The sequence below is a fragment of the Streptomyces sp. AHA2 genome, assembly GCF_036857595.1.
Taxonomy (GTDB): Bacteria; Actinomycetota; Actinomycetes; order Streptomycetales; family Streptomycetaceae; genus Streptomyces.
This window is the reverse complement of sequence record NZ_JAUQWJ010000024.1, coordinates 1-21,082: the sequence shown is the minus strand read 5'-3', so window position 1 is coordinate 21,082 and position 21,082 is coordinate 1. Positions and strand designations below refer to the sequence as shown.

Annotated in this window: 20 protein-coding genes and 1 pseudogene; 14 read left to right on the top strand and 7 right to left on the bottom strand. The window is 73.9% G+C overall.

Features of this window, described 5'->3' with window-relative positions; genetic code table 11:
* The first annotated feature begins 180 nt into the window (after positions 1-180).
* Both Q5694_RS30710 and Q5694_RS30705 read left to right on the top strand, forming a co-directional pair.
* On the top strand, positions 181-1,095 hold the full coding sequence (locus tag Q5694_RS30710; protein WP_333936758.1) for a HipA family kinase: 915 nt from the start codon (positions 181-183) through the stop codon (positions 1,093-1,095).
* On the top strand, positions 1,092-1,361 hold the full coding sequence (locus Q5694_RS30705; protein ID WP_333936757.1) for a SelT/SelW/SelH family protein: 270 nt from the start codon (positions 1,092-1,094) through the stop codon (positions 1,359-1,361). The genes Q5694_RS30710 and Q5694_RS30705 overlap by 4 nt, the downstream gene beginning before the upstream one ends.
* A 9-nt stretch (positions 1,362-1,370) precedes the next feature.
* On the opposite strand, the gene aceB is transcribed toward Q5694_RS30705, so the two are convergent.
* A complete protein-coding gene (gene aceB, locus Q5694_RS30700) occupies positions 1,371-2,996 on the bottom strand; it encodes a malate synthase A (RefSeq protein WP_333936756.1) in 1,626 nt (541 codons plus the stop codon).
* Positions 2,997-3,201: 205 nt separating this feature from the next.
* Positions 3,202-3,816, bottom strand: a complete 615-nt coding sequence (locus Q5694_RS30695; RefSeq protein WP_333936755.1) for a nucleotidyltransferase family protein — start codon at positions 3,814-3,816, stop codon at positions 3,202-3,204.
* 245 nt (positions 3,817-4,061) lie between these two features.
* Here Q5694_RS30695 and Q5694_RS30690 point away from each other — a divergent pair, with 245 nt between their 5' ends.
* Complete coding sequence (locus Q5694_RS30690; protein ID WP_333936754.1) at positions 4,062-4,391, top strand: DUF5955 family protein; 330 nt, start codon at positions 4,062-4,064, stop codon at positions 4,389-4,391.
* A gap of 15 nt (positions 4,392-4,406) precedes the next feature.
* Here Q5694_RS30690 and Q5694_RS30685 read toward each other — a convergent pair whose 3' ends face one another.
* Both Q5694_RS30685 and Q5694_RS30680 read right to left on the bottom strand, forming a co-directional pair.
* Positions 4,407-5,084, bottom strand: a complete 678-nt coding sequence (locus tag Q5694_RS30685; RefSeq protein ID WP_333936753.1) for a DUF6304 family protein — start codon at positions 5,082-5,084, stop codon at positions 4,407-4,409.
* Positions 5,081-5,881 (bottom strand): IclR family transcriptional regulator, encoded by an 801-nt coding sequence (locus tag Q5694_RS30680; RefSeq protein WP_333936752.1) that lies wholly within the window; start codon positions 5,879-5,881, stop codon positions 5,081-5,083. The genes Q5694_RS30685 and Q5694_RS30680 overlap by 4 nt, the downstream gene beginning before the upstream one ends.
* Before the next feature lie 164 nt (positions 5,882-6,045).
* On the opposite strand from Q5694_RS30680, the gene allB reads away from it, so the two are divergent.
* Positions 6,046-7,386 (top strand): allantoinase AllB, encoded by a 1,341-nt coding sequence (gene allB, locus Q5694_RS30675; protein WP_333936751.1) that lies wholly within the window; start codon positions 6,046-6,048, stop codon positions 7,384-7,386.
* 39 nt (positions 7,387-7,425) lie between these two features.
* Complete coding sequence (alc, locus tag Q5694_RS30670; protein ID WP_333936750.1) at positions 7,426-8,541, top strand: allantoicase; 1,116 nt, start codon at positions 7,426-7,428, stop codon at positions 8,539-8,541.
* 155 nt (positions 8,542-8,696) lie between these two features.
* On the opposite strand, the gene Q5694_RS30665 is transcribed toward alc, so the two are convergent.
* On the bottom strand, positions 8,697-9,440 hold the full coding sequence (locus tag Q5694_RS30665; RefSeq protein WP_333936749.1) for an SDR family oxidoreductase: 744 nt from the start codon (positions 9,438-9,440) through the stop codon (positions 8,697-8,699).
* A gap of 159 nt (positions 9,441-9,599) precedes the next feature.
* On the opposite strand from Q5694_RS30665, the gene Q5694_RS30660 reads away from it, so the two are divergent.
* Both Q5694_RS30660 and Q5694_RS30655 read left to right on the top strand, forming a co-directional pair.
* The gene (locus Q5694_RS30660; RefSeq protein ID WP_333936832.1) at positions 9,600-10,226 is read left to right on the top strand and encodes a dihydrofolate reductase family protein; all 627 of its coding nucleotides are present in this window, start codon (positions 9,600-9,602) and stop codon (positions 10,224-10,226) included.
* Positions 10,227-10,374: 148 nt separating this feature from the next.
* Positions 10,375-10,770, top strand: coding sequence for a ribonuclease domain-containing protein (locus tag Q5694_RS30655; protein ID WP_333936748.1), 396 nt, complete (start codon positions 10,375-10,377; stop codon positions 10,768-10,770).
* 34 nt (positions 10,771-10,804) lie between these two features.
* Here Q5694_RS30655 and Q5694_RS30650 read toward each other — a convergent pair whose 3' ends face one another.
* A complete protein-coding gene (locus Q5694_RS30650; protein WP_333936746.1) occupies positions 10,805-11,005 on the bottom strand; it encodes a hypothetical protein in 201 nt (66 codons plus the stop codon).
* A gap of 213 nt (positions 11,006-11,218) precedes the next feature.
* Between Q5694_RS30650 and Q5694_RS30645 the strand changes: the two genes are divergently transcribed.
* Both Q5694_RS30645 and Q5694_RS30640 read left to right on the top strand, forming a co-directional pair.
* Positions 11,219-12,460, top strand: coding sequence for a histidine kinase (locus Q5694_RS30645; protein WP_333936745.1), 1,242 nt, complete (start codon positions 11,219-11,221; stop codon positions 12,458-12,460).
* Positions 12,461-12,573: 113 nt separating this feature from the next.
* On the top strand, positions 12,574-13,251 hold the full coding sequence (locus Q5694_RS30640) for a response regulator transcription factor (RefSeq protein WP_333936744.1): 678 nt from the start codon (positions 12,574-12,576) through the stop codon (positions 13,249-13,251).
* Between the two features lie 402 nt (positions 13,252-13,653).
* Here the strand turns inward: Q5694_RS30640 and Q5694_RS30635 are convergent, their stop codons facing one another.
* Positions 13,654-14,661 (bottom strand): Gfo/Idh/MocA family protein, encoded by a 1,008-nt coding sequence (locus Q5694_RS30635; protein WP_333936743.1) that lies wholly within the window; start codon positions 14,659-14,661, stop codon positions 13,654-13,656.
* A 128-nt stretch (positions 14,662-14,789) separates the two neighbouring features.
* Here Q5694_RS30635 and Q5694_RS30630 point away from each other — a divergent pair, with 128 nt between their 5' ends.
* The 5 genes and pseudogenes from Q5694_RS30630 to Q5694_RS30610 all read left to right on the top strand — a co-directional run.
* Positions 14,790-15,527, top strand: coding sequence for a GntR family transcriptional regulator (locus tag Q5694_RS30630; RefSeq protein WP_333936831.1), 738 nt, complete (start codon positions 14,790-14,792; stop codon positions 15,525-15,527).
* A 106-nt stretch (positions 15,528-15,633) separates the two neighbouring features.
* Positions 15,634-16,782 carry an ROK family glucokinase gene (locus Q5694_RS30625; RefSeq protein ID WP_333936742.1) on the top strand — a complete coding sequence of 383 codons (1,149 nt, stop codon included), beginning with the start codon at positions 15,634-15,636 and terminating at the stop codon, positions 16,780-16,782.
* The gene (locus Q5694_RS30620) at positions 16,779-17,360 is read left to right on the top strand and encodes a sugar kinase (protein WP_333936741.1); all 582 of its coding nucleotides are present in this window, start codon (positions 16,779-16,781) and stop codon (positions 17,358-17,360) included. Before Q5694_RS30625 ends, Q5694_RS30620 begins: the two co-directional genes overlap by 4 nt.
* A gap of 105 nt (positions 17,361-17,465) precedes the next feature.
* On the top strand, positions 17,466-20,294 hold the full coding sequence (locus tag Q5694_RS30615) for a DEAD/DEAH box helicase (RefSeq protein ID WP_333936830.1): 2,829 nt from the start codon (positions 17,466-17,468) through the stop codon (positions 20,292-20,294).
* A 40-nt stretch (positions 20,295-20,334) separates the two neighbouring features.
* Positions 20,335-21,082 (top strand): annotated as a pseudogene (locus tag Q5694_RS30610) (SWIM zinc finger family protein); the annotation flags it as partial.

The window sequence follows — 21,082 nt, the reverse complement described above, 5'->3', positions numbered from 1 at the left end:
GGCCGGCTCCCGGGTGTGCGTGTCGGACGGTCGGTCGCAGCCTAACCCGCCGCGCTTAGGGTGCCCTTACCGCCTCGGGGGGATCCCCGCCGCGACGGGCGGCGGGGGTGCGTATGCTCGGGCGTATGCGCTGGAGTCGGCCGTGAAGAGCCAGGTGGACCGTCTGCGGGGCCTCGCGGCATGCTGAGAGAGGTCACCGCCACCCGTTACGTCGAACCCCTGCACTCCGGCGGTTCCGTCCCCGGCGTCGTCGAGGCGGACGACCTGGGAACCTACGTCGTGAAGTTCACCGGCTCCGCACAGGGCCGCAAGGCGCTGGTCGCCGAGATCGTCGTGGGCGAGCTGGCGCGCGCCCTCGGGCTGCGCTTCCCCGAACTGGTCCTGGTGCACTTCGACCCGGCGGTCGCCGGCGACGAGCCGCACCAGGAGGTGCGGGACCTGCACGCGGCCAGCGCGGGCCTCAACCTCGGCATGGACCACCTGCCCGGTGCCCGCGACCTCACCCCGGAGATCGCCCGGGTCTTCCCCGTGGATCCCCTGGAGGCGGGGCGGATCGTCTGGCTGGACGCCCTGACCGTGAACGTCGACCGCACGGTGCACAGCTCCAACCTGATGGTCTGGCCCACCCTGGGCGTCGCCCGCCCGCGCCTGTGGCTGATCGACCACGGCGCCGCGCTGGTCTTCCACCACCGCTGGGACGGCACCGACCCCGCCAAGGCCTACGACTTCCGCCACCACGCCCTCGGCCACTACGGGCCCGACGTCCGGGCCGCCGACGCCGAACTGGCCCCGAGGGTCACCGAGGAGCTGCTGCGCCGCATCCTCGCGGAGGTGCCGGACGACTGGCTCGCCGGCGACTCCGCCTTCAGCGGCCCGGACGCGGCCCGCGAGGCGTACGTGCGCTACCTCCGCACCCGCGTGGAGGCGTCGGCGGCGTGGCTGCCCACCGACTTCCCCAGCCGGGAGGAGCTCGCCGCCGAGGAGACCCGGCGGGCGCAGCGCAATCAGAGAGAACGCCCCGCGTGGCTGAGGCAGGTGCCCGACCTGCACGGCAAGCCGGCGGCCGAGCAGGATTGGTCGGTGCACCTGGGATGAACGGCCGTGTCGAGATCGAGTACTGCACGCAGTGCCGCTGGCTGCCGCGCGCGGCCTGGCTGGCCCAGGAACTGCTCACCACCTTCGAGGCCGAACTGACCGAGCTGGCCCTGAGGCCGGGAACGGGCGGGGTGTTCGTCGTCCGCGTCGGCGACGAGGTGGTCTGGGACCGGCGCGAGCACGGCTTCCCGGAGCCGACGGCCGTGAAGAAGGCCGTACGCGACCGAGTGGCCCCGGGCAGGACCCTGGGCCACTCGGAGCGGTAGCGGGCGCCGTCAGCCCTTGAGCCGCTCGTACGCCGGCAGCGTCAGGAAGTCGGCGTAGTCCTCGTCGAGCGCGACCTGCAGCAGCAGGTCGTGCGCCTGCTGCCAGTTGCCCGCCGCGAAGGCCTCCTCGCCGATCTCGGCCCGGATGGTCGCCAGTTCCTCGGCGGCGACCTTGCGGGCCAGCTCGGCGGTGACCTGCTCGCCGTTGTCGAGGACGACCTCCGCGTTGATCCACTGCCAGATCTGGGAACGGGAGATCTCGGCGGTGGCCGCGTCCTCCATCAGGTTGAAGATGGCCACCGCGCCCATGCCGCGCAGCCAGGCCTCGATGTAACGGATGCCGACCTGCACGGCGTTGACCAGGCCCGCGTAGGTGGGCCTGGCCTCCAGCGAGTCGATCGCGATGAGGTCGGCCGCCTCCACGTGGACGTCCTCGCGCAGCCGGTCCTTCTGGTTCGGCCTGTCACCGAGGACCTTGTCGAAGGACTCCATGGCGATGGGCACCAGGTCGGGGTGGGCGACCCAGGAGCCGTCGAAGCCGTCGTTCGCCTCGCGGTCCTTGTCGGCGCGGACCTTCTCGAAGGCGACCTTGTTGACCTCGGCGTCCCGGCGGGAGGGGATGAACGCCGCCATGCCGCCGATGGCGTGCGCGCCGCGCTTGTGGCAGGTGCGGACGAGGAATTCGGTGTAGGCGCGCATGAACGGGGCGGTCATCGTCACCGCGTTGCGGTCCGGCAGCACGAACTTCGCGCCACCGTCCCGGAAGTTCTTGACGATGGAGAACAGGTAGTCCCAGCGGCCCGCGTTCAGTCCGGAGGCGTGGTCGCGCAGCTCGTAGAGGATCTCCTCCATCTCGTACGCGGCCGTGATGGTCTCGATGAGGACGGTGGCGCGGACGGTGCCCTGCGGGATGCCGCAGTACTCCTGGGCGAAGACGAACACCTCGTTCCAGAGGCGGGCCTCCAGGTGGGACTCCGTCTTGGGGAGGTAGAAGTAGGGGCCCTTGCCCAGGTCGAGCAGGCGCTGGGCGTTGTGGAAGAAGTACAGGCCGAAGTCGACGAGCGCCCCGGGCACCGGTGTGCCGTCGGCGTCGGTGAGGTGACGCTCGTTCAGGTGCCAGCCACGCGGGCGCATGACGACCGTGGCGAGCTCCTCGTTCGCCTTCAGCGCGTAGGTCTTGCCGGACCCCGGGTCCGTGAAGTCGATGTTCCGGGTGTACGCGTCGATGAGGTTGAGCTGGCCGAGGACGACGTTTTCCCAGGTGGGCGCCGAGGCGTCCTCGAAGTCCGCGAGCCACACCCGCGCACCGGAGTTCAGGGCGTTGACGGTCATCTTGCGGTCGGTGGGGCCGGTGATCTCGACCCGGCGGTCGTTCAGGGCGTCCGGGGCCGGGGCGACCTTCCAGGAGTCGTCGGCGCGGATCGCGGCCGTCTCCGGGAGGAAGTCGAGGGTGGAAGTACGGGCGATCTCGGCGCGGCGCTCGGCGCGGCGGGCCAGGAGTTCGTCACGCCGGGGGGTGAACCGCCGGTGCAGCTCGGCCACGAAGGCGAGCGCCGCTTCGGTGAGGACCTCCTCCTGCCGGGGCAGGGGCTCGGCGTCGACGATGGCCAGCGGGGACGGCGCTGGAGCGGACATGAACGGTCACTTCCTTCAGCGAGCTGTGAAGACGAACCGGCGGTTGGCACCGGGTGCCAGTCTTCCCGGATACGGCGATCGGCGCCCGCAGAGAGGAGGGCGCTTCTGATCAGTGGATACTAGTTTCCAGATGGTGGAAGTTCAATCGTTTGTTGATGTCGAGATTCTCCGGATCGAGGCAAGGTGGCGCCGCGTGCCACCCCGTTCACTCCAGGTGCGCCAGATCGGCCTCGGTGTCGATGTCGTAGGGCCGGGCCACGTCGCCGCACTCGACGAGGCGGACCGCCGGCGCGTGATCCCGCAGGTAGGCGCGGGCCCCCTGATCACCCGTGGCGGTCGAGGCGATGCCCGGCCAGTGCGTCGCGCCGAACAGCACCGGATGGCCGCGCACCCCGTCGTACGCGGCGGACACCAGCGCGTCCTCGCCGTCGTACGCCTCCAGCACCCGGGCCACCGCCTCCGGCCCGATGCCGGGCTGGTCGACGAGCGCCACCAGGGCGGCCCCGGCCGGTGAACCGGTCAGGGAATCCAGCCCGGCGCGCAGGGACGTCCCCATGCCCCGCTCCCAGTGCGGGTTGTCCACCAGGACGCATCCGTCCAGCGAGGCCCGCGCGCGTACCTCCTGCGACCGTGCGCCCAGCACGACGTGGACCGCCGCGCAGCCGCCCTCGCGCAGGACGCGCACGGCGTGCTCCACGAGCGGCCGTCCCCGGTGCGTCAGCAGCGCCTTGGGTCGTCCGCCGAGCCGCCGCCCCCCTCCCGCCGCGAGCAGCAGCCCGGCAACCGCCTGCGTCCCGTCCGTCGTCTCCGGTGTCGTCATGGCTCCTGCATACCGCACGCCTCGCGCGCGTTCGGGACGGCGCGGGGTGCGTCTCGCACGGGTGTGCGCCCGGGGCCGGAAAGTCACGCAGCGAAACAAGCCGATGACGCAACGGACTGGCGCGCGGCGGCCCGCGTCGTTTACTGTCGCCCGCACCGAACCGGCGGGGTCCCCGAACGGGGCCCGCGGCGGGGGGACTTCGGGGCGGCAGGGCAGGCGCACGACGAGGTGCGAGGGGGAGGACCGTGTTGCGGAGCGCGGAGCAGGAGCGGCAGGGGCCCGCGGCCGGCGGGAGTGCGGACCCGCGTGTGCCCGAGTTGCGCACCGCGGTGTCCCGGCTGCGCCGCCGGCTCGCCGCCCACCCGGGCGAGTTCGCCGACCGGAGCATCGCCGAGGAGGAACTGGCGGCCCTGGACGCCCTGGCCGCCACCGGCGCTCCCGACGTCGCCCGCCTGCGCCGTTCCCTGCTCCTGGTCGCGGGCGCGCTCGGCTCGATGAGCGCCCTGTCCCCGGCGCTGGCCGACGTGCGCCGCGCGGTGGACCTCTTCGGCCGCCCGGCACGCCGGCAGGCGTGAGCGGGCCGCCGGACGTCACGGGAAGGTCCCGCGGTAACCCCCGTGGGCACCGCGGGGCTCGAACTCCCCGCACAGATACGTCTCCTGAACGAACTCGGTGAGCTGCGGCCAGAGCGCGAAGATCCCCTGCGGGCCGTGCTTGCCGTCGACCCGCAGGTAGCGGTCCTTGGTGTCCCGGAAGCAGGCCAGGCCGGTCATCATCGAGTGGCCCGACGGGCTGTAGTCGGACCAGGCGCACGCGATGCAGGCCCGCAGGCGGTCCCCGGGAGCCAGCCGGCGCTGGATGTCGTGCAGGGCCGTCTCGAAGTCGCCGTACTCCTCCCCGCCGTGGGCGCGCCCGTCGAGCCACAGGGTCACCGTCAGGCTCTCCTCGTCCAAGGCGCCGGAGGCCCCCGGGTGTCCCAGCCGCAGGGCGCAGCGCAGCACACCCGTCCGGGGGTCCTGCCCCGCGGCCTCGACCGGGAGCGGCACGTCCCACTCCAGGAGGCAGGAGCACAGGTGGCCCTCCGCGAAGCGGAACATCCGCTCGGGCGGGTCACCGGCCAGGGCGCCGAGCGTGTCCATCGTCTCGCCCTCGAAGAGCACGCCCCTGATCGTCGTGCGGATCAGCTCCCGGCCGTCGGACTCGAAGGCGAGTTCCTGGCTGCCGTACCGGTCGGTGTAACGGCCCGGCCAGGTGCGTAAGCCGCTCACGACGCGGGGTTCTGGCTGGCGAGAGCCTGCGACAGCTCGCCGGCGACCTGCTGGAGCACCGGCACGATCCGGTCCGTCGCCGTCTCCGTGACCCGGCCGGCGGGGCCGGAGATGGAGATGGCCGCGGCGGTGGGGGAGTCGGGCACCGGGACCGCCAGGCAGCGCACCCCGATCTCCTGCTCGTTGTCGTCGATCGCGTAGCCCCGCACGCGCACGTCCTCCAGTGCCGCGAGGAAGCCGTCGGGCGTGGTGATCGTCTTGTCCGTCGCGGCGGGCATGCCCGTACGGGAGAGCAGGGCGCGCACCTCCTCCGGCGGGAAACCGGCCAGCAGCGCCTTGCCCACACCCGTGGAGTGCGGCAGCACGCGCCGGCCGACCTCCGTGAACATGCGCATCGAGTGCTTGGAGGGCACCTGCGCCACATAGACGATCTCGTCGCCGTCCAGCAGTGCCATGTTCGCCGTCTCGCCCGTCTCCTCGACCAGCCGGGCCAGGTACGGCCGCGCCCAGGTGCCCAGCAATCGGGAGGCCGACTCGCCGAGGCGGATCAGGCGCGGGCCCAGTGCGTACCGCCGGTTGGGCTGCTGGCGTACGTATCCGCAGGCCACCAGGGTGCGCATCAGGCGGTGGATGGTCGGCAGGGGCAGTCCGCTGCTCGCGGACAGCTCGCTCAGCCCGACCTCGCCGCCCGCGTCCGCCATCCGTTCGAGCAGGTCGAAGGCGCGCTCCAGGGACTGGACGCCACCGTTGGACGAGGACCGGGCGGAGTCGGTGGTGCTGGCGCTGGACGTCGGCACGGGGCGTTCCTTTCCGATAGCATTTCGCTTCCCGGTATGCTAATTCCGCTTCGCGGAAAAGTCCAGGGGTGGCCGCTGGTGCCGTCCTGTAGCAGTCTGCCCTTGACGGGGGCCGGAGCGGGAGTGAAGACTCTTTCAACAGATTGTTGAAGAAAGGGGTCCGGGTGTCCGACGCTGAACTGGTGCTCCGCTCGACGCGTGTCATCACTCCCGAGGGGACCCGCGCCGCGTCGGTCGCGGTCTCCGGCGGGACGATCACGGCCGTCCTCCCGCACGACGCCCCGGTGCCGGACGGCGCCCGCCTGGAGGACCTGGGCGATCACGTCCTGCTGCCCGGGCTGGTCGACACCCACGTGCACGTCAACGACCCCGGCCGCACCGAGTGGGAGGGCTTCTGGACCGCCACCCGGGCCGCGGCGGCCGGCGGCATCACGACCCTCGTCGACATGCCGCTCAACTCCCTGCCGCCGACCACCACCGTCCCGCACCTGCGGACCAAGCAGCAGGTCGCCGCCGACAAGGCGCACATCGACGTCGGATTCTGGGGCGGCGCCCTGCCCGGCAACGTCAAGGACCTGCGCCCGCTGCACGAGGCCGGCGTCTTCGGCTTCAAGGCGTTCCTGTCGCCGTCCGGCGTCGAGGAGTTCCCGCACCTGGACCGGGAGGCGCTCTCCCGCGCCATGGCCGAGATCGCCGCCTTCGGCGGACTGCTCATCGTGCACGCCGAGGACCCGCGCCTGCTCGCCACCGCCCCTCAGCGGCCCGGCCCGCGCTACGCCGACTTCCTCGCCTCCCGCCCGCGGGACGCCGAGGACACCGCCATCGCCCAGCTCATCCGTGAGGCCAGGGCCCTCGACGCCCGGGTGCACGTGCTGCACCTGTCCTCCAGCGACGCCCTGCCGATGATCGCCGAGGCGCGGTCGGAGGGCGTGCGCATCACCGTCGAGACCTGTCCCCACTACCTGACCCTCACCGCCGAGGAAGTCCCCGACGGCGCCAGCGAGTTCAAGTGCTGCCCGCCGATCCGCGAGGCCGCCAACCAGGACCTGCTCTGGCAGGCGCTGGCCGACGGCACCATCGACTGCGTCGTCACCGACCACTCCCCGTCCACCGCCGACCTCAAGACCGGCGACTTCGCGACGGCCTGGGGCGGCATCTCCGGACTCCAGCTGAGCCTGTCCGCCGTGTGGACCGAGGCCCGCAGGCGCGGGCACGGCCTGGAGGACGTCGTGCGCTGGATGTCGGCGAAGACGTCCGCCCTGGTCGGGCTCGACGACCGCAAGGGCGCCATCGCGCCCGGCCGCGACGCCGACTTCGCCGTCCTCGCCCCCGACGAGACCTTCACCGTCGACCCCGTCGCCCTCCAGCACCGCAACCGCGTCACGGCCTACGCGGGCCGGACCCTGCAGGGCGTCGTGAAGGCCACCTGGCTGCGCGGGCGGAAGATCGTGGCGGACGGCGAGTTCACCGAGCCGAAGGGGCAGCTCCTCACCCGGACCGACTGACACTCCATCCCGGACACCCGAAAGGAAGACCTGATCACCGTGACGGCGATTCCCAGCTTCACCGGCGACGCGAACCCCTACTCCGGCGGCGACCCCTACGCGGACTACCGCACCGCCGACCTCCCCTTCACCTCGTACGCCAACCTCGCCGACCGGCGGCTGGGTGCCGCCGTCATCGCCGCCAACGACGAGTTCTTCGCGGAGCGCGAGAACCTGCTGGTCCCGGAGCGCGCCGAGTTCGACCCCGAGCACTTCGGCCACAAGGGCAAGATCATGGACGGCTGGGAGACGCGGCGCCGCCGGGGCGTCTCCGCCGAGCACCCCTGGCCTGCCGAGGAGGACCACGACTGGGCCCTGGTCCGGCTCGGCGCCCCGGGCGTGATCCGCGGGATCGTCGTCGACACCGCCCACTTCCGCGGCAACTACCCGCAGGCCGTGTCCGTCGAGGGCACCGCCGTGCCCGGCTCCCCGTCGCCCGCCGAACTCCTCGGCGACGACGTGAAGTGGACGACCCTCGTCCCGCGCACCCCGGTCGGCGGCCACGCGGCGAACGGCTTCGCCGTCGCCGCGGAGCAGTGCTTCACCCACCTGCGGATCAGGCAGCACCCCGACGGCGGCATCGCCCGCCTGCGCGTGCACGGCGAGGTCGTCCCGGATCCGGCCTGGCTGGCCGCACTCGGCACGTTCGACGTCGTCGCCCTGGAGAACGGCGGCCTGGTCGAGGACGCCTCCGACCTCTTCTACTCGCCCGCGTCCCACACCATCCAGCCGGGCCGCTCCCGCAAGATGGACGACGGCTGGGAGACCCGCCGCCGCCGCGACCGGGGCCACGACTGGATCCGCTACCGGCTCAGCGCCCAGGCGCAGATCCGCGCACTGGAGATCGACACCGCGTACCTCAAGGGCAACAGCGCCGGGTGGGCGTCGGTCTCGGTCAGGGACGGCGAGGACGGCGACTGGCGGGAGATCCTGCCCCGCACCCGCCTCCAGCCCGACACCAACCACCGCTTCGTCCTGCCGGAGCCGGCCGTCGGCACGCACGCGCGCGTGGACATCTTCCCCGACGGCGGCATCTCCCGCCTGCGCCTCTTCGGCTCCCTCACCCAGGAGGGCACGGCCCGTCTGGCGGCACGCCATCAGGAGCTCGGCGGCTGATCCGGACGCACCGGCGCCACGCCGGGCGGCGGGGCCGGTGCGGCGGCCGACCGGCCGCACGGGGAGACGCCGGCCTCCCCGGCGCGCCGGACCGTGACGCGGGGCTGCGGGCAGCCCCGCGTCGCCGCCCGGCTCCGCGCCTTGCCGTCCGGCCGCTACGCCGCGTGGCCGCCGTCCACCGCGAACTCCGCCCCCGTCACGTACGTCGCCCCCGCCAGGTACGCCACCGTGGAGGCCACCTCGTCCGCCGTGCCGAACCGGCCCAGCGCGGTCAGCGCCGCCTGGCCGGGTGCGTGCGGGCCGTCCGCCGGATTCATGTCGGTGTCGATCGGGCCGGGGTGCACGAGGTTGGCGGTGATGCCGCGTGCGCCGAGTTCCCGGGCCAGCGCCTTGGTCAGGCCGATCAGCGCCGCCTTGCTCATCGCGTACAGCGTGCCGCCCGGCCCCGGCACCCGCTGCGCCATGCAACTGCCGATCGTGACGATCCGCCCGCCCTCCGGCATCCGCGCGGCCGCCGCCTGCGAGGCCAGGAACACCGAGCGCACGTTCACGGCGAGCACGCGGTCGACGTCCGCTAGGGACAGGGCCTCCAGCGGGCCGAGCACCCCCACACCCGCGTTGTTCACCAGGACGTCCAGCCTGCCCAGCGCCCCGGCCGCCGCGTCCACGACCCCGGCCGCCCCGGCGGCGTCCGCCGCGTCCGCGCGCAGCGCCACCGCCCGGCGCCCCAGCGCCTCCACCTTCCGTACGACGGCCTGGGCCGCCTCCTCGCCGTCGACGTACCCGACGGCCACGTCCGCGCCCTCCCGGGCCAGCCGCAGAGCCGTCGCCGCGCCGATGCCACGGCTCCCGCCGGTCACGAGAGCCACCTTGCCGTCCAGAGTTCCTCGAACTGTCATGCCTCCATCCCAGCGGCCGGCGGGTCCACGCGCCGGCGGGCAACGGACGTCGAACCTCCGGCCGCCTCACGGCCCGGCGATGAGTTGCGGGCGCCGGCGCGGTCTGAACCGATGGCATCACGCACCACGCACCTCGAGCCCGAAGGGAAGGCACCCGCCATGGGCAAGCTCGTCTCCACCCTCTTCGTCACCCTGGACGGCGTCTACCAGGCCCCCGGAGGCCCTCAGGAGGACACCCGCGGCGGCTTCGTCCACGGCGGCTGGAGCTTCCCGTACGCCGAGGAGGACTTCGGCCGGTTCGTCAACGAGGTCTTCGCCCGCCCGTCCGCCTTCCTGCTCGGCCGCCGGACGTACGACATCTTCGCCTCCTACTGGCCGAAGGTGACCGACCCCGGCGACCCCGTCGCCTCCCAGCTCAACGGCCTGCCCAAGTTCGTCCCTTCCGCGACCCTGGAGGACCCGGCGTGGGCGGGCACCACCGTGCTCCGCGGGGATCTCGCCCAGGAGGTCACCGCGCTCAAGGACCGCACCGACGGCGAGATCCAGGTCCACGGCAGCGGGGCCCTGGTCCGGTCCCTGCTCGCACGCGACCTGCTCGACACCCTCCATCTGCTGACCTTCCCCGTCGTGCTCGGCTCCGGATTCCGGCTGTTCCCGGAGGGCGCCGTACCGACGGCGTTCGAGCACACCGGCGGCAGCGTCACGGGGGCCGGGGTCTCGATCCAGACGTACGACCTGAAGGGCCGGCCGGAGTACGGCGAGTTCACCCTGCCGGAGGACGCGTAGCCGCAGACCGGCCGCGCCTGCGGCCCGGGAGAGAAGCAGCGCGGGGCCCCGGCCGGGGTGAACTCCCGGCGAACACCGGGAGCTTCACAGGAAATCCTCCGGGCTTGTCATTGACATGCCACGCTCTACGCGCGTCATCATGAGCGGCATGAAATTCCCCCCACACGCCTCGCGGCTCGGCGCGGCAGCCGCTGTCCTGTCCGCCCTCCTCATCGGCGGAACCGTCTCCGCCGGCACGGCCGGCGCCGCCCCCACCGCCGTCGGCGACATCTGCTACAGCGCCCTGCCGTCACAGGCCCACGACACGCTCGACCTGATCGAGCAGGGCGGCCCGTTCCCGTTCGAGCAGGACGGCACCGTCTTCCAGAACCGGGAGGGCATCCTGCCCGGCCGGTCGTCCGGCTACTACCACGAGTACACCGTCGTCACCCCCGGCTCCGACACCCGCGGTGCGCGGCGCATCGTCACCGGTGAGCGGAGCCAGGAGGACTACTACACGGCCGACCACTACGAGTCGTTCGACCTCGTCGACCACGGCTGCTGAACCGGGTGCCCCGGCCGGAGGTCCGTCCGCCCGCTCAGACGGACTTCCGGCTCCCGGCGGCCGCGAACAGGGCGACGCCCAGCACGAGCAGGGCGACGCTGGCGTAGACCTCGTACCCGTCGAGGAAGTCCAGCCGCTGCACCAGGCCCCAGTGCCAGTCGGTGAACTCGTGCACCAGGCCCGCCACGCCCTGCACCAGGGCGAGGAAGCCGAGAATCTCCAGTACCTGCTTCATGCCCCCGACCCTCGCTCCGCGGACCCCCCCACGGACATCGGCCGCAGGGCGAGGACCCGGGGCGCAAAGTCTCGGGCGCGAGCCGCGGGCCGCGCCGAAAGTCTGCGGCCGGGCGACTTCGGTCGACGATCGCGGCCGTGACCGGGTGGAACGGCCCGCGGCTGCGTAGATTGACCGATCGTGAAGGCAGAACGAGCGGGGCAGGCTTCCCCGATGCCGGATGGAGAGGCGCCCGCGCTGCTCACCGGGCGCCGGTGGTTCTTCCCGTCCGCCCTGCTGCACGAACTCGACCCCGACACCGCACGGGCCGGACGACGGCCCCGGCGCACGGCCCGCGACTGGGTCGTCGACTTCTCGTGCTTCCTGCTGGCCGTGCTGCTCGGGGTGACGGCCATGGAGGCGCTGGCCGACAACCCGAACGTGCCGCACGGGCTCGCCGTCGCCGACCAGGTGATCGGCGCACTGGCCTGCGCCGCGGTCTGGCTGCGCCGCCGCCGGCCCCTCGCCTTCGCGGTGGTGATGACGCCCGTCACCCTGATCTCGGACACCGCGGGCGGCGCCGCCCTGATCGCCCTGTTCACCCTCGCCGTGCACCGCCCCTTCCGCTACGCGGCCTGGGTGGGAGGTGTGAACACGGCCCTGGTCCCGCTGTACTACTGGCTGCGTCCCGACGCCGACATCCCCTACCCGGTCGCCGTCGTCCTCGCCGTGCTGTTCACCGTGGCGACCGTCGGCTGGGGCATGTTCGTCCGGGCCAAGCGGCAGCTGATGGTGAGCCTGAGGGACCGCGCGCGGCGGGCCGAGACGGAGGCGCGGCTGCGGGCCGAGCAGGCACAGCGGCTCGCCCGCGAGGCCATCGCGCGGGAGATGCACGACGTGCTCGCCCACCGGCTGACCCTGCTGAGCGTGCACGCGGGCGCCCTGGAGTTCCGGCCCGACGCGCCCCCGGCCGAGACGGCACGGGCGGCGGGCGTCATCCGCGAGAGCGCGCACGAGGCCCTGCAGGACCTGCGGGAGATCATCGGTGTCCTGCGGGCCGGCGAGCCGGACGACACCGGGCGTCCCCAGCCCACGCTCGCGGCGCTGGACACCCTGGTCGCCGAGTCCCGGGAGGCGGGGATGAAGGTCTGTCTGGACCAGCGCGTCGACGACCCCGGCTCGGTCCCGTCGTCCGTCGGCCGCACCGCCTACCGGATCGCCCAGGAGGGCTTGACCAACGCCCGCAAGCACGCCCCGGGCACCGAGGTCGCGGTGACCGTCACCGGGGGCCCGGGCGACGGCCTGAGCATCCGGGTCCACAACCCGCCCCCCGAGGGCGAGGTGCCGCACGTGCCCGGCTCCGGCCAGGGCCTGATCGGCCTCACCGAACGGGCGACCCTCGCGGGTGGCCGCCTCGAACACGGTCGCACCCCGACGGGCGGCTTCGAGGTCCGGGCGTGGCTGCCCTGGCCCTGAGCGTCCCCCACCGCCCGGGCGGCCCGACCGCCCTGCTCACAGGCAGGCGGCGTCGGGCCGTCCGGCGCCCATCCCGGCCTCTCGTCCGGCCCGGCCGTGGTTACGGTGTGCGCATGACCGCGATCAGACTGCTCCTCGTCGACGACGACCCGCTGGTGCGGGCCGGGCTGTCCTTCATGCTGGGCGGCGCCGACGACATCGAGATCGTCGGCGAGGCAGCCGACGGTGCCGAGGTGGAGGACCTCGTCGACCGCACCCGCCCGGACGTCGTCCTCATGGACATCCGCATGCCGGCGGTCGACGGTCTCACGGCCACGGAGCGGCTGCGCGCCCGACGGGACGCCCCGCAGGTGGTGGTCCTCACCACGTTCCACGCCGACGAGCAGGTGCTGCGGGCGCTGCGGGCCGGCGCCGCCGGCTTCGTCCTCAAGGACACCCCGCCGGCCGAGATCCTCGCGGCCGTGCGCCGGGTCGCGGCCGGCGACCCGGTCCTGTCGCCCACCGTCACCCGTCAGCTCGTACGGCACGCCGTGGGCAGCGCCGCCGACACCCGGCGCAGCCGGGCCCGCGCACGCCTGGTCGTGCTCAACGACCGCGAGCGCGAGGTCGCCGTCGCGGTCGGCCGGGGCCTGGCCAACGCCGAGATCGCCTCCGGCCTCTACATGAGCGTCGCCACCGTCAAGACTCACGTCTCGCGCATCCTCGCCAAGCTCGGCCTCAACAACCGCGTCCAGATCGCCCTGCTCGCCCACGACGCGGGGCTGCTGGAGGAAGGACACGAGGAGCGCTGACCACGCGCCGCGCCCCCACCTCACCGCGGCGTACCGCCGGGCGACGGTGCCGGTGCGGCTTCCGGCGTGACGCCCTCACTGCGGCCACTCGCGGGGGTCGCGGTGCTGGTGCGGTGCTTACGCGGCACTTCACCACGCGGACCCTCACCGTTGGCACCTCACCGCGGCGTACCGCCGGGCCACGGCGCCGGTGCGGCTTCCGGCGTGACGCCCTCACTGCGGCCACTCGCGGGGGTCGCGGTGCCGGGCAGGCGCTTACGCGGCACCTCAGCCCTCACCGGCACTCGTGACGCCCTCACCGCAGCCACCCGCCGGGGTCGCGGACGCACACCCGCGGCACCTCACCGCGGACGCTCACCCCGGCGCACCGCCGGGCCACGGTGCCGGTGCGGCTTCCGCCGCTCAGGCCCCGCCGGCGATCTCCGCGAGGCGGACCGGGCGGCGCTCGCGGCGGGACAGCTCACACGCCTCGGCGACCCGCAGCGCCTGCAGGGCCTCGCGCCCGTCGCAGGGGTTGGCCCGCCGGCCGCGCACCACGTCGACGAACGCGTTCAGCTCCGCCTCGTAGGCCGGGCCGAAGCGTTCCAGGAAACCCGCCCACGGCTTGTCCGCGGCCGGCGGCCCGGTCGGCTCGGTGGACGCGATCGGGGTGCGGTCGTCCAGCCCGACCACGATCTGGTCGCGCTCACCGGCGAGTTCCATGCGCACGTCGTACCCGGCTCCGTTCAGCCGGGTCGCGGTGACCGTGGCCAGCGCGCCGTCGTCCAGCGTGAGCAGGGCGGCGCCGGTGTCCACGTCCCCGGCCTCGCGGAACATCGCCGGCCCGGCGTCCGACCCGGCCGCGTACACGTCCACGACCTCCCGGCCGGTCACCCAGCGCAGCACGTCGAAGTCGTGGATCAGCGTGTCCCGGTACAGCCCGCCGGACAGCGGCAGCCAGGCCGCGGCCGGCGGCTCCTGGTCGCTGGTCAGCGCCCGCACGGTGTGCAGCCGCCCCAGCCTGCCCGAGCGCACGGCCTCGCGTGCCCCCGTGTAGCCGGCGTCGAAGCGCCGCTGGAATCCCATCTGCAGTACCGTCCCGGCCGCCTCCACCTCGGCGATGGCGCTCAGGGACCCCGGCAGGTCCAGCGCTATGGGCTTCTCGCAGAACACCGGCAGGCCCGAGCGTGCCGCCCGGCCGATCAGTTCGGCGTGGGCCGACGTGGCCGTCGTGATCACCACGGCGTCGACCCCCCAGCGGAAGATCTCCTCCACGCCCGGGGCCGCCGTCTCGCCCAACCGGTGCGCCAGGTCCTGGGCCCGCGCCGGATCCGCGTCCGTGAGGATCAGGGAGCCCACGTCGCGATGCCTGCTGAGGGTCCTCGCGTGGATCGTGCCGATGCGGCCCGTACCGATGACGCCGATGCGCATGGGAACAAAGTGCGGCCGCCGACCGCCCCTGTCAATCCGTATGTCCGGACAATCTGACTACACGACTTCCCGTCAACAACGCGCGGAGCTACGCTCGGCCCGTGCCGAAACCAGAAGTGGACCCGACCGTGCAGCTCGAGCTGAGCGTGGACCGCAGCTCACCCGTGCCGTTGTACTTCCAGCTGTCCCAGCAGCTGGAGGCCGCGATCGAGCACGGCACGCTGACCCCCGGCAGCCTCCTGGGCAACGAGATCGAGCTCGCCGCCCGGCTCGGGCTGTCCCGGCCCACCGTCCGCCAGGCCATCCAGTCGCTCGTCGACAAGGGCCTGCTCGTCCGCCGCCGCGGCGTGGGCACCCAGGTCGTGCACAGCCAGGTCAAACGTCCCCTGGAACTCAGCAGCCTCTACGACGACCTGGAGGCGGCCGGCCAGCGACCGGCCACCGAGGTCCTCGTCAACACCGTCGTCCCGGCCTCCGCCGAGGTCGCCGCCGCCCTAGGCGTCGCCGAGGACAGCGAGGTGCACCGCGTGGAGCGCCTCCGTCTCGCCCACGGCGAGCCCATGGCCCACCTCTGCAACTTCCTGCCGCCCGGCCTGATCGACCTCGACACCGGCCAGCTGCAGTCCACCGGCCTGTACCGCCTGATGCGCGCCGCCGGCATCACCCTGCACAGCGCCCGCCAGTCCATCGGCGCCCGGGCGGCGACCCGCGAGGAGGCCGAGCGGCTGTCCGAGGAGCCGGGCGCCCCGCTGCTCACCATGCAACGCGTCACGTTCGACGACACGGGCCGCGCGGTCGAGTACGGCACACACACCTACCGTCCGACGCGCTACAGCTTCGAATTCCAGTTGCTGGTGCGTTCCTAGGGGCGCGGGGCCTGCGCGACGAGCCCCAACCGGCCCCCACTCGGCGCTGATCCGCACCACCCCTCTGCTCCGCACCCCGCCTCCTCGTGAGGCAGAATCGGCGGCGATGAGCACCTACCGCGACCTCACCGCCCCCATCGGCTCCCGCCGTGCCACCGTGCTGCGCACGGTCGGCACCCGGGAGCGCCGCTCGCACCTGACGGCGCCCCGCGTGCCGACGGTCGGCATCGACATCGGTGGCACCAAGGTGATGGCGGGCGTCGTCGACGCCGACGGCAACATCCTGGAGAAGCTCCGCACGGAGACCCCGGACAAGTCCAAGAGCCCCAAGGTCGTCGAGGACACCATCGCCGAGCTGGTCCTGGACCTCTCCGACCGGCACGACGTGCACGCCGTCGGCATCGGCGCGGCCGGCTGGGTCGACGCCGACCGCAACCGCGTGCTCTTCGCCCCCCACCTGTCCTGGCGCAACGAACCGCTGCGCGACCGCCTCGCCAGCCGGCTGTCCGTCCCGGTGCTCGTCGACAACGACGCCAACACCGCCGCCTGGGCCGAGTGGCGCTTCGGCGCCGGCAGCGGCGAGGACCACCTCGTCATGATCACCCTGGGCACCGGGATCGGCGGCGCGATCCTGGAGGACGGCCAGGTCAAACGCGGCAAGTACGGCGTCGCCGGCGAGTTCGGCCACATGCAGGTCGTGCCCGGCGGCCACCGCTGCCCCTGCGGCAACCGCGGCTGCTGGGAGCAGTACAGCTCCGGCAACGCCCTGGTCCGCGAGGCCCGGGAGCTGGCCGCCGCGGACTCGCCGGTCGCCTACGGGATCATCGAGCACGTCAAGGGCAGCATCGGCGACATCACCGGCCCGATGATCACCGAGCTGGCCCGCGACGGCGACGCCATGTGCATCGAGCTGCTGCAGGACATCGGCCAGTGGCTCGGCGTCGGCATCGCCAACCTCGCCGCCGCCCTCGACCCCTCCTGCTTCGTCATCGGCGGCGGCGTCTCGGCCGCCGACGACCTGCTGATCGGCCCGGCCCGCGACGCCTTCAAGCGGCACCTCACCGGCCGCGGCTACCGCCCCGAGGCGCGCATCGTCCGGGCCCAGCTCGGCCCCGAGGCCGGCATGGTCGGCGCCGCCGACCTCGCCCGGCTGGTCGCCCGCCGCTTCCGCCGCGCCAAGCGCCGCCGCGTGGAGCGCCACGAGCGCTACGAGCGGTACACGCAGTCGCTCCGCAGCAGCCAGGAGACCCTGTGACCGCCTCGCTGCCGCACCAGGGCTCCTGGCCGGACGGCCAGGAGCGCCCGGCCGAGGACCGCCGCCACGTGATCCGCCGCAGGGCCCTCACCCTGCTCATCATCGTGCTGCTCATCGGCATCCCGGCCGGCTACCTGGTGATCTCCGCCAACCAGAGCCGGGACAGCGGCAAGGACAAGGAGGCGAAGTACTCGGCGACCGGTCTGACCGCGGGCTGGCCCTCCAAGCTGCAGCGCCGCATCTACCAGGTGCCCATCCCGCACCCCGCCTGGCACGTGGCCTACTACGAGACCAACAACTGGAAGACCAGCCGGCTCTACGCCCAGTTCGAGACCAACTCCGCCGGACTCGACGCCTACCTCACCGGCCTGGGCCTGACCCGCAAGGACCTGAAGCAGGGCGACGTCACCATCGGCGCCCGCGACCGCAAGATCACGGGATGGCGCTTCCCCGGCGGCGACGGCTGGTACGGCTTCGTCCACCGCCAGAAGAACCCGGCCCCCACGCACGACGTGGTCGTGGACCTGTCCAACCCGGCGTACCCCTGGGTCTACGTCGTCTCCCGCACGGTTCCCTGACCGGGTTGCGTCCGCTGGGCACCGGCCGCGGGAGCCGTTTGTCAGACCCCGCCCGTAGAGTCGGAGACGACTGATCCGGCACAGGGGCGGGAGGTGACAGGGCGTATGGGCGGCACGGCCGCGCTGCAAGGGGAGCGGGTGGCGGACGAGGCGGTTCCGGTCCGGCTCGCCGCCGTCTTCCTGCCCGCGCCCCTGCCGCGCGAGGGACGCGTCGCGTTCTGGGACCCCGACGGCACACCCCCGCCCGGCGCCGACACCGAACTGACCGTCGTACGCCGGCACGGCACGGGAGTGCGACGGCGGACCACCCCGGCACGGTCCCTGCCCGTGGAAGCCGCCCTGCCGCTGCTCCTGCGCGCCCGGCACGACCCGGCGGCCCACCCCGCCACCGCCTGCTGGGGCGCCGCCGCCCTGCACGCGCTGCGGCTGACCGCCCGCGGCCGGCTGCTGCCCGGCCTCACCGCCGGCGGGTACGACGCCTGGCGCGCAGGCCCCCTCGCTCCGGACGACATCGCCCACCTGCGTGCCGTGGCCGCCGCCCTGCCCCCCGAAGGGCACGCCGTCCCGCTGCCCGGCCCCGGCCCCCTCCACCTGCCCGAGCCCGAGGCCCTGGTCCGCGCCTTCCTGGACGCCGTCGCCGACACCCTGCCCCGCACCCCGGCCGCGCCGCACACCTCCGGCAGGCCCTTCGCCGCCCGCGAGGCACAGCACCTGCCGGCCGCCCACGACTGGGCCGCCGAGGTCGCCGCCGGCATGGACGCCGGAGTGCGCATCTCGCTCCGCCTCGACCTCTCGGCGTACGACCTCTTCGACGAGGGCGCGGACGGCGGCCGCAGCGCCGGGGCGGCGATCGTCCAGGTGCACAGCCTCGCCGACCCCACCCTCGTCACCGACGCCGCGGCCCTGTGGGCGGGCGAGGCCGACGACGCCTTCGGCCCCCGCGCGCGGGTGGACGCCGCCCTGGCCGTCCGCCGGGCGGCACGGATCTGGCCCCCGCTGGACCGGCTCTCCGATCAGGACGTCCCCGACGTGCTGGCCCTGAGCGAGGACGAACTGAGCGACCTGCTCGGTGTCGCGGCCACCCGGCTCGCCGCCGCCGGGGTCGCCGTGCACTGGCCCAGGGACCTCGCCCAGGACCTGTCGGCGGCTGCGGTGGTGCGGCCCGCGCCCGGCTCGGCGACCGACGGCACCGGCTTCTTCGAGAGCGAGGACCTGCTCGCCTTCCGCTGGCAGCTGGCACTGGGCGGCGACCCGCTCACCGACGCCGAGATGGACGCTCTCGCCGAGGCCCACCGCCCCGTCGTCCGGCTGCGCGACCAGTGGGTGCTCGTCGACCCGGCGCTCGTGCGCAAGGCCCGCAAACGGGACCTCGGCCTGCTCGACCCGGTCGACGCGCTGTCCGTCGCCCTCACCGGCACCGCCGAGGTGGACGGCGAGACGGTCGAGGCCGTGCCGGCCGGCGCCCTCGCCGCCCTGCGCGACCGCCTGACCGCGGGCATCCGCCCCGCCGAACCGCCCCCCGGCCTGCACGCCACCCTGCGCGACTACCAGCTGCGCGGCCTGGCCTGGCTCGATCTGATGACCTCCCTCGGCCTCGGCGGCTGCCTCGCCGACGACATGGGCCTCGGCAAGACCGTCACGCTCATCGCGCTGCACCTGAAGCGGGCCCACCCCGAGCCGACCCTGGTGGTCTGCCCGGCCTCGCTGCTCGGCAACTGGCAGCGCGAGATCACCCGCTTCGCCCCCGGTGTGCCCGTGCGTCGCTTCCACGGCCCCGACCGCACCCTGGACGGCCTCGACGGCGGCTTCGTCCTCACCACGTACGGCACGATGCGCTCGGCGGCCCCCGCCCTGGCCGAGCGGAGCTGGGGCATGGTCGTCGCCGACGAGGCCCAGCACGTCAAGAACCCCTACTCCGCCACCGCCAAGGCGCTGCGCACCATCCCGTCCCCCGCGCGGGTGGCCCTCACAGGCACCCCCGTCGAGAACAACCTGTCGGAACTGTGGGCCCTGCTCGACTGGACGACACCCGGCCTGCTCGGCCCGCTCAAGTCCTTCCGCGCCCGGCACGCCCGGGCCGTCGAGACCGGCGAGGACGAGGAGGCCGTCCAGCGCCTGGCCCGCCTGGTCCGGCCCTTCCTGCTGCGCCGCAAGAAGTCCGACCCGGGGGTCGTCCCCGAGCTGCCGCCCAAGACCGAGACCGACCACCCGGTGCCGCTCACCCGGGAACAGGCGGCGCTGTACGAGGCGGTGGTGCGCGAGTCCATGCTCGCCATCGAGACGGCCGAGGGCATGGCCCGCCGCGGCATGGTGCTCAAGCTGCTCACCTCACTGAAGCAGATCTGCGACCACCCCGCGCTGTACCTCAAGGAGGAGCAGACCCCCGTCGGCGACCGGCTCGCCGCCCGCTCCGGGAAACTCGCCCTGCTCGACGAACTGCTGGACACGCTCCTCGCCGAGGACGGCTCCGCCCTCGTCTTCACGCAGTACGTCGGGATGGCCCGGCTGATCACCGCGCACCTGGCCGGCCGCGCGGTCCCTGTCGACCTCCTGCACGGCGGCACACCGGTCCCGGAGCGGGAACGCATGGTGGACCGCTTCCAGAGCGGGTCCGTCCCGGTCCTGGTGCTGTCGCTCAAGGCCGCGGGCACGGGCCTCAACCTCACGCGGGCCGGCCATGTCGTCCACTTCGACCGCTGGTGGAACCCGGCCGTCGAGGAACAGGCCACCGACCGGGCCTACCGCATCGGCCAGACCCAGCCCGTCCAGGTCCACCGCCTCATCACGGAGGGCACCGTCGAGGACCGCATCGCCGAGATGCTCCACGCGAAGCGCGCCCTGGCCGACGCGATCCTCGGTTCGGGCGAGTCGGCCCTGACCGAACTGACGGACCGCGAGCTGTCCGACCTGGTGTCCCTGCGGAGGACGTCATGACGCCCCGCCGCCGGTCCTTCCGCCTCCCGGGGAGCACGCCGTGAGCGCCCGCCCGGCGGACGAGGCACGCAGGGCCCTGCGGGAGGCCCGCGAGCGCGCGGCCCGGGAACGGGCGGCGGCCCAACCCCCGGACCCGGTCACACCCGCTCGGCAGGACCCGCCCCGTTCCGGAGGAGCCGACACCGGCGGCGAGGCCCCCAGGCCGGGGGAGATCGCCCGCGAGGCACTTCGGGCACAGGGCGGCGACGAAAGGGGCAGCGCCCCCGACGAGCGGACGCGGCACGGGGACGACGAGCGGGCGTCGTCCGCCCTGGGTGACGAGCCGGCCCGTTCCGAGCCGCGTGCGGCGGACGTCGCGCGCGAAGCGCTGCGCGCCGCCCGGGACGACGCCCGCAGGGCCCGGCAGGAGACCGAGCGCGAGGGCGCCCGCCGCAGGCGCCGGGCCCGCCGGAGCACCGTCGACGACCGGGCGGCGGCCGTGCGCCGGGTCCGGACGGACACCACCGCTCCGGCCGCGCGCGACATGCGGCAGTTGCTGTCCGACGCGTTCCGGATGCCGGACCCGCCGGAACGGCCCGACGTCCCGGCGCGGCCGGACGCGGACCCGTCGCGGCGGCCGGGAGCGCGGGACCGGGAGGCTCTGGGTCTGCCGGAGGGGTCCGGCGTGCCCGGCGGAGGGGACTCGGACCTGCCGGAGCGGTCCGACGTGCCGGCGCGGCCGGACGCGGACCCGTCGCGGCGGCCGGGAGCGCGGGACCGGGAGGATCTGGGTCTGCCGGAGGGGTCCG

Coding starts and splice junctions, on each gene's coding strand:
- Q5694_RS30660 (WP_333936832.1), top strand. CDS start 9,600: ATGGGCAAGCTCGTCTCCACCCTCTTCGTCACCCTGGACGGCGTCTAC.
- Q5694_RS30710 (WP_333936758.1), top strand. CDS start 181: ATGCTGAGAGAGGTCACCGCCACCCGTTACGTCGAACCCCTGCACTCC.
- Q5694_RS30655 (WP_333936748.1), top strand. CDS start 10,375: ATGAAATTCCCCCCACACGCCTCGCGGCTCGGCGCGGCAGCCGCTGTC.
- Q5694_RS30635 (WP_333936743.1), bottom strand. CDS start 14,661: ATGCGCATCGGCGTCATCGGTACGGGCCGCATCGGCACGATCCACGCG.
- Q5694_RS30665 (WP_333936749.1), bottom strand. CDS start 9,440: ATGACAGTTCGAGGAACTCTGGACGGCAAGGTGGCTCTCGTGACCGGC.
- Q5694_RS30640 (WP_333936744.1), top strand. CDS start 12,574: ATGACCGCGATCAGACTGCTCCTCGTCGACGACGACCCGCTGGTGCGG.
- Q5694_RS30650 (WP_333936746.1), bottom strand. CDS start 11,005: ATGAAGCAGGTACTGGAGATTCTCGGCTTCCTCGCCCTGGTGCAGGGC.
- Q5694_RS30705 (WP_333936757.1), top strand. CDS start 1,092: ATGAACGGCCGTGTCGAGATCGAGTACTGCACGCAGTGCCGCTGGCTG.
- aceB (WP_333936756.1), bottom strand. CDS start 2,996: ATGTCCGCTCCAGCGCCGTCCCCGCTGGCCATCGTCGACGCCGAGCCC.
- Q5694_RS30695 (WP_333936755.1), bottom strand. CDS start 3,816: ATGACGACACCGGAGACGACGGACGGGACGCAGGCGGTTGCCGGGCTG.
- Q5694_RS30625 (WP_333936742.1), top strand. CDS start 15,634: ATGAGCACCTACCGCGACCTCACCGCCCCCATCGGCTCCCGCCGTGCC.
- Q5694_RS30645 (WP_333936745.1), top strand. CDS start 11,219: ATGCCGGATGGAGAGGCGCCCGCGCTGCTCACCGGGCGCCGGTGGTTC.
- Q5694_RS30615 (WP_333936830.1), top strand. CDS start 17,466: ATGGGCGGCACGGCCGCGCTGCAAGGGGAGCGGGTGGCGGACGAGGCG.